Here is an 8,886-nt window from a genome sequence, read left to right as displayed (position 1 = left end):
TTCTGTTTCTGTAGGTTCTGAATTATCAGAATTTTCTGTTGTCTGAGAATCTGTATTTTCTGTATCTGATACTTCTGAATTATCCTCTCCCACCGTCACATTTTCTGGATCTAATAAAATTGTGCCTGGATTACCAAAAGCTGCACTAACATTAACATTTCCATTAAATATTAATTCTTGTTTTCCCGAAACTTCAACAAACCCTCCATCTCCAGAATTTTCTCCACCTTTAGCACTAATATCTCCCGCAAAATTAGTAATTCCATTAGACCAAATTATTACTCTTCCTCCATCTCCATTTGTAATAGCATCGGCAGAAATAAAGGAGTTTTGATTTACAAAAGTTTGCTGAGAATTAGGAACAATTCCATTGCCTTGAAAGTCGCCTCCTATTAATACTGTTCCTCCACCATTTAAAGCATCCGCCTTGATAGTGGTATTGATAAGAGCTACGCGCGAGCCTAATACATTTACTTGGTTTCCGGGATTAGATCCCCCCTGTTGCTGTGAAAGGGAAGTAGTTGATACATCTATATTGCCAGAGACAATAGCATCTCCTGGAGTATCGGCAACTAGAGTATTTGAGTCTGTCAATACCACATCACCATTAGCATTAACTATGACAGATGTAGCCTGAGCTATTTCTCCACCTGTTAAAAGTGTTGCTAAAGATAAGGGGTTTATACCAGCAATATCTTCTCCATTCTGTAGAGACGTTACATCCAACGTCCCTACTTCTAAACTTAATATATGTCCTGGTTGAGATATTCTTAAGACACTACCACCTTCTACTGCTGCGATGGTAATATTACCCCCTGCAGTGGAGAGTTCCCCGGTATTAATAACTGTGCCACCTAATAAGGTTAAATTTTCTCCAGGGTTTAAACTTAAATCTCCTTGATTAACTATAGCGCCTGGGTTAGATACATTAAATTTGTAGCCACTGGGGTTTCCGACTAAATTTGAGTAGTCGTTTGTGCCCATTGCTTGAAACCAGAAATTATTGCTGTCAAAACCAATACCTGTAGCAGTCGTAACGCTGAAGGAAGCAGGAATGTTGAGGGTAGCATTTTGACCGAACATAATACCTGCGGGGTTCATTAGGAAGAGGTTAGAGTTACCACCGATGACTTGGATGAGACCATTAATATAAGAAGCGTTCCCTCCTGTGACTCTACCGAGAATGTTGCTAGTGTCTGGGGTAGTCAGGAAATTAGCAGTTTGGTTTGTGGGGACATTAAATTTGTCAAAGCTATGGAATAGGTTAGCTCCATTGCGGGTGCCGCCTTCAATATTAAATTGGTTGCCCTGTGGGGTGACAGTTGTACCTGTGCCGTCGTTGGCCGGAGTTATAGGTTGGGAGTTAGCCGGGGGTGCTATGGCCAATGCTCCTAAAATTATAGTCAGAGCTTTTATTCTGTAAGATTCTACAAAAGTCCGTTTCATAAAAATATTCAATATTAAGTGGGGTTGGCATCAAAAGTTTGATAGATTGGGTTAAGAAACGTAGAAGAGGCACTCTGACAATAGTTTTAGTGGAATGGCACAATTGAGAATGAAATTCCACAGGGGGACTTGTTTCATCCCCTCATCTGGGCAGCGCGATCGCGTTGCGTAGTAGGATGTCTATAGAACCTCCATCATTATATATCATAATATATATTATTTATCTGTATATCAATCCATAATAGTAAAGATACTGAACTTTAATTGAGGTGAATATTGCTTGTTGCCGTAAATTTACTGGGAAGATAATCATATCTGGTTGAAAAGTAGTCTGCAGCGACAAAGCGGAAGCAATCTCGTGAAACCCATGAGATTGCTATCCGTTCCGGAATGCTCCGCAAACCTTCCACGGAGTGACAGTCGCAATGACTTATATCATGTCCGGTTGAATAGTTATAATTAAAGTTCGTAGTATAGCTCTCAGCCCTATCTAAAGTTGGGGCTGAGAGCTATTCTACAAACAAAAACTTTATTATAAGTGATTATCCGAACATAATATTATTAGGAGAAGCTTTAAACCGGATTAATTAATTATCAATTATCGGCGTTGGTGAATTGAGCTATGAACTATAAGAAACTGGAACATCTTTCCAATAAAGATAATGAATCAGTAAACGGACAGAATACTTCAACATTTCCACCGACTTTGAGTAACATAAAGTTTTTCGATGTAGCCTAGCTAAATAGTGCCTGAGTCTTGTATTTTCTCCTTCAACCCTGGTCATATAGGTTTTACTAATAATCTGATCCCCATCTCCAATAAACTGTGGATATACTTTCCATCCATCTGTTACATAGAAATAACAGTTCCACTTTTCTACATGTGCCCACAACGGTTCAAAGGTTTCTGCACTATGGTCTCCAATCACCCACTCTAAAATACCTCTCTTAAAATGATCTACCGCCGTCCATATCCAAATCTTGTTTTTTTTACCAACAAAAGTTTCCAGTTCATCTAATTCTCCGACCTGTGGAATCCTCAATACGAGAATAACTATTGGGCAGTAACTCACCCACTTGTTTAATCCAATTAATGATGGTGGCGTGGTGAATTTTTTTGACAAAGGGCGATCGCTCGATCTTCCCATGCCATTGACATACATTGTTAAACATTCATGTTTAAATTCGTTAGAATAACCCTGTTCTAATTGATAATTATCAATGAATTGACGAGAACAATTAACACAGATGTAGTTTTGTTTCCCTTGCCGATTCCCAGACGTTTTTGCGGATATGATGAGATTTACATTCGGGACATTCCATGATTTGAGACTATAGTAATCTTGATTTATTTTATTAATAATACCTTAATTCATAGCTTGATTCACCAATTATCAATTATCCATTATCAATTATCCATTATTAATTATCAATTATCCATTATCAATTATCAATTATCCATTATCAATTATCAATTATCAATTATCCATTATCCATTATCAATTATCAATTATCCATTATCAATTATCCATTATTAATTATCCATTATTAATTACCAAGGACTACCAATCATCATAAACCCTGACCAATAATAAGGATGAGATAAGTTTTTATTTTCAAACTTCCCTAACGCTGGCGGTAACACCACTGCACCACGAATACCTGGTCCCCTTAACTCCCCTTCTGCAATAACTACTTCCCCTCGCAACATTGCTAACTGCGCCTGTCTGAGTGCTTCTGCTTTAATTTTGGCATTATTCAAATGAACATAAAATTCTGTCATCAAGCCTAATGTTCCTTCATCACTCACATACCAAATACTTGCCAAAGCTGACTTCACTCCTGCTGCTACTGCTAACCCCGCAAATCCTAATTCGGCATTTTTGTCTCCGAAGGCGGTGCGACAAGCGGATAATACTAACAATTCTACTGCTGGTTCATTCCAACCCAACTCCCTAATTTGGTCTAATTTTAGTTGTTCGTCTCCCCAGAGCTGAATATAAGAATTATTTGCTTTTCCTGGTTTAAATTCTGCATGAGTCGCTAGGTGAATGATGGGATAGGAATAATTTTCTCGTTGAGCTAATAGGTTATTCCGGGTAAATTCTTCATTGATGAATTTGCTGCCTTGCCATAACTTTTGAGAAATTGTTTCTAACTCTGTGGGTACTGCTGGTAATGCACTTTGCTCAATGAATTCACTCGCTCCCATTGCTAATACTTGAGTATCTTGAAGTGGTCGGTAGTTGGTATCCATTAAGCTCACACTGGGAATTAAACTGAGACTATATTTTTCTACTAGAAATTGTTCCCCATCGTGTAATACTGCTACAGGTAAAGCACGCAAACCTTCATCCATACTGAATAGTAGGGTATCAATATTGGCTGCTTCTAGTTCTGCTAATATTGGTGCAATGAGCCAATTATATAATTTTTGGGCTGGTGGTAGATAGCTATTCGTATAACGACGAGCGGGATTTGTAATTTGTGCGCGTAGCGTTAACAAAGCTTTCATTAGTTCTTTGCGGTTGGTGTTGGGAATGGTTTTGAGAATAGGGTCGCTACCTGGTGTATATAATACCAGTTGTAGTGCATCTGGGTAAGCAGTGACATAGATAATTGCTGAGTTGTTACCTGTTTGACGGGCAATATCAATTAGCACTTCCCGAATATTCTGTGTCGATGTAATTTGATTTGATAGGTCTGACTCAAAGTAGTCCTCAAATTCATCGTTGCGAGTTTGTTCTATCGTTATCAATGTTTGGGAATTGGCAGCTACAGTTAGGGGTGTGCTATTCACAATATTGATGTTTTCTAAAGCGGTAGTGGTATCTGTGTTGATGTTGACTTTCTGGCGATCGCTCTGTTTGTTTGGGAGATTAGGATTATTTGTGGTTGTGATGGTGCTATTACCTTGCACTGACTGGATAATTTGAGTAGTAACAGGATTTAATACTTGATTATTAGATGGGGGAATATTTTGATTTATGGGAGTTTGAGTTATTGGCAGTTGCGTCAGGTTAGGTAAATTACCTGGAGTTACTGGCAGTTGCGTCAGGTTAGATAAATTACCTGGAGTTACTGATGTCTGAGGTAATAGTTGTGGCAAAGTATTGTCTGTTGGTATTGATGGAGATGGATTAATTTGGATGATTTCACCAGTATTAAGTTCTCCACCTGGTTGATTGATGATATTTGTGATATCCCCTATACCAGTAATATCTCCAGTAGTAATATCGCCACCTGTCACATTATTAATAGTGGCATCACCTACAGAAGTAATAGCTGTTTGGTCTCCCGTAATAATATTGCCACCTGCTTCATTATTAATAGTGGCATCACCTACAGAAGTAATAGCTGTTTGGTCTCCCGTAGTAATATCGCCACCTGTCACATTATTAATAGTGGCATCACCCTCTCCAGTAATAGCTGTTTGGTCTCCCGTCGTGATATCCCTTCCAGCTTCATTATTAATAGTGGCATCACCCTCTCCAGTAATAGCTGTTTGGTCTCCCGTAGTAATATCCCCTCCTGCTACATTATTAATAGTAGCATCACCTACAGAAGTAATAGCTGTTTGGTCTCCCGTCGTAATATCACCTCCCGCTTCATTATTAATAGTGGCATCACCAGTTGCACTATCAACAGTTTGGTCTCCCGTCTCAATATCTTCTCCCGCCACCACATTTATTCCTCCGGCGCTTCCCGACTCAGAACTAGATTCTAAATCTTCAGTTGTTACAGAACCGTCAGTAGCAATAATTTCAACTTGACCTGCTGCTGCTCCCCCTTGGGTAGTGACACTTGCAGTTCTAATATCACCTTGAGTGCTAAAAGTATTCAAAGTAATATTTCCACTGGTACCATTGGGGGCGCGAGTTTGAATTGTGCCTGTATTAATACTACCGCTACTACTTTGAATAGTCACATCTCCACTACCCGCATTACCAAAAGATGCGATGTTATTAATATTGACAACACCACTAGCATCCAGACTAATATCACCTCCTACACCATTTTCAGTATCAGCATAAGTAGCAATATGATTAATATTCAGGTCGCCGTTATTCATAGTTTCCAGAGAAATTTGACCGCCTGTACCATTGATAGCCGTTGAAAAAATAACCCCCGTGTTGATATTGCCGTCATTGTTGATAATATTAACAGATCCACTATCTTCTCCACCAAAAGAACTAATATTGCTAGTAGTAATCTCACCCTGACCTTGCTGAATAATCAAAATGTTGCCTCCAGTACCTTCAGGAGCAGAGGAACTCAAGTTAGCCCGTTCCTCTGCAAAGATAGTAGCGACATCTGGTGAAGATACATCAGCATCAGTAGAAATATTTGCTTCTGCGCCTAATGATAATCCAACGATATCAATATCAAGATCAATAGCTACATCTAAAGGTCCTACAGTGGTATCAATATTTCCATTAGTCGTTTCCAGAGTAATATTACCACCCCTTGTTCCACCACCGCTAAAGCTTTCGATAAAACCTGTAGTAATATTTTCTGTAGCGCTAAGGGTGACATTTCCCCCTTCCCCTTCTGCGGAAAAAGATAATAGCTGACCAACACTCGTATCTATTGCACCATCCGCAAAAATAGAAATATTGCCACTATTACCACTACCTGCGGTAAATGATGCTATGGTTCCTGTTTGGATACTACTATCACCTGTAATATTAACATCTCCACCGTTACCATCACCTTCTGAAAAGGATAAAATCGTTTCCACTTGGATATTACCAGGGGCGAAAATCTCCACATTACCACCGTTACCTGTTTGTGAAGAAGAAGCAAACTCACCTGGAGCATCAATAATACCTGTTTGACTTTCGAGCATAATGTTACCGCCACTGCCACTTGTGCCATCAGAACGGGAGTCAATATTAGCAGCGTTCGTTTTAGGAGTGCTGTCAGTAATAATTCTAATATCGCCTTGACTGAAAATACTAATGTTACCCCCATTTCCTTTATCACTATAGGAAGTGATTTCGGCGTTAGTGGTCACTGTGCCTTCTGTACTTATAATACTAATATCACCACCTGCTGGACGATTATTTTGTTCTTCAACTTGGGACTGAGTTCTCGTAGCATTATCTGCATTTCTTCCAGGGGCTGGAATATTTTCTGGGTCTCCTGCTGAGGAAATAATAGCATCTGTAATAATATTACCTTTGGCACTGACACTGATATCTCCTGCTGCACCTTGACGAGAAAATGACTCTATATCTCCTACCGTTATATTACCTTCATCAGCTTTGAGAGTAATAGCTCCACCCCCACCAGTAGTATTTTCTCCAGAGTTAGAATTTGTTTGCTCCGGGTTTTGCGCTCTCTGAGCTATAGGTTCGCCACTAGAGGAAAGTATCTCACCTATTGTTAAATTGCCTTGAGTGCTAGTAATATTAATTGCACCACCATCACCATTACCGTCTGAATAGGAAGAAATTGCTTCTGATGTGATATCACCAGGGGCATTAATATCTATATCACCGCCTTTACCTGTTTGAGATGAAGAAGATAACTCACCTTCGATAGTAATATTACCTGTTTTACTTTCTATAAAAATCTCACCACCATTAGTCCTATTGGTGCTATCAGTACGGGAGTCAATAGCTCCTGTACGAATATCAATATCACCATCACCGATAATACTAATATTTCCCCCTGGTCCGTCATTGCTATAGGAAATAATTTCTCCTTGAGTTTTCACCGTACCCTCTTTACTTTCGATACGAATATTACCGCTTTGTCTACCTGTTGGTTCCTCAACCTGAGACTGAGTTATGGTCTGATTTCCTGAATTTTCTCCTCCCACAGCAGGTCTCTCTTCTGGGTCTGCTGCAGAGGAAATTATTTCATTTGTGGTAGTAATATTGCCTTTAGCTTCAAGGGTTATACTTCCCCCTGAACCTTCACGAGAAAATGACTCTATATCTCCTACATCTATATTACCTTCAGCTTCTAGAGTAATATTTCCACCTTGACCACCTTGGTTTCCTCCCGCGAATGTTTGTGAACCTGGGGTTTCATCTATTTCTTCACCACTGAAAGAACCTAATTCACCACTGGTTGTATTAATATCTCCACCTGTACTTTCGAGGGTAATATTGCCACCGTTACCATTACCTTCTGAAAAGGAAGAAATTGTTCCTGATGTGATATTACCTGTTGCCCTAATCTCTACTGGACCGCCTTCACCAGTTTGGGATGAGGAAGACAGCTCACTATTGATAGTTATAGCGCCTGTTTTACTTTCGATTTTAATGGCACCACCATTACCACTACTATCAGCACGAGAGTCAATAGTCGCTCCATCAGCAATGTCAACATCACTATTACTAATAACATCAATATTACCCGCATTTCCTTGATTACTATAGGAAATAATTTCTCCTTGAGTTTTCACCGTACCCTCTGTACTTTCGATACGAATATTACCGCTTTGTCTACTTGTTGGTTCCTCAACTTGAGACTGAGTTATAATCTGATTTCCTGAATTTTCTCCTCCCACAGGAGGTCTATCTTCTGGATCTGCTGCAGAAGAAATAATTTCACTTGTGGTAATATTGCCTTTAGCTTCAAGGGTAATACTACCCCCCGAACCTTCACGAGAGAATGACTGTAAAACTCCTGCATTGATTTCACCTTCAGCTTCTAGAGTAATATCTCCACCTTGACCTCCTTGGTTTTGCCCTGCTAGGGTTTGTGAGTTTTGGTTTTGATTTATTTCTTCACCACTGAAAGAACCTAATTCACCACTGGTTGTATTAATATCTCCGCCTGCGGAAATCTTTATATTCCCACCATTACCTGTTTGAGAAGAGGAAGATAACTCACTATTGATAGTAACGTTACCTGTTTGACTTTTGATTTCAATATTACCACCATCACTGCTAGTTCCAGCGCGGGAATTAATACCTGCTTCCTCATCATCTGTTTGATTACTACTAATATTAATATCGCCATCACCAATAATAGTAATATCGCCCCCTGTACCTTGGCGAGAAAATGATTCTACAGATCCTGCATCTATCTTACCTTTAGCTGTTAGAGTAACATCTCCTCCTTGACCATTACCTTCTGAACGAGAGTTAATAGTACCTGTTATCAAATCCGTATTACTGATAATATTTACATTTCCCGCATTTCCTAATTGTGAAAAAGAAGATAATTCACCACCACTGGTATCAACATTTCCACCTGTACTTTCGAGGTTAATACTCCCACCTTGACCACTACCTTTTGAACGGGAGTCTATATCACTTGTCGTGAGATTGCCACTACTGGTAATATTCACACCTCCAGCATTTCCTAATTCGGAAAAGGAAGATAACTCACCACCACTGGTATCAACATTTCCACCTGTACTCTCAAGGTTAATACTCCCACCTTGACCACTACCTTTTGAACGGGAGTCTATATCACTTG

General features: G+C 39.5%; 3 protein-coding genes. All 3 read right to left on the bottom strand.

Annotated features, from left to right (window positions below; genetic code table 11):
• Window positions 1-1,446 (bottom strand): two-partner secretion domain-containing protein (locus ACP6PK_RS14660; protein WP_426560296.1); only part of this gene is annotated, 1,446 nt, incomplete at its 3' end.
• 620 nt (window positions 1,447-2,066) lie between these two features.
• Window positions 2,067-2,669 (bottom strand): IS1 family transposase, encoded by a 603-nt coding sequence (locus tag ACP6PK_RS14655; RefSeq protein ID WP_426560298.1) that lies wholly within the window; start codon window positions 2,667-2,669, stop codon window positions 2,067-2,069.
• Window positions 2,670-2,998: 329 nt separating this feature from the next.
• Window positions 2,999-8,886: CHAT domain-containing protein (locus ACP6PK_RS14650; RefSeq protein ID WP_426560294.1), on the bottom strand; the 5,888-nt coding region annotated here is incomplete at its 5' end.

Source organism: Dapis hubbardiae BLCC-M172 (genome assembly GCF_050016015.1).
Lineage (GTDB): Bacteria > Cyanobacteriota > Cyanobacteriia > Cyanobacteriales > Microcoleaceae > Trichodesmium.
Note: the sequence above shows the minus strand (reverse complement) of the source record. Positions and strands in the feature narration are given on the sequence as shown.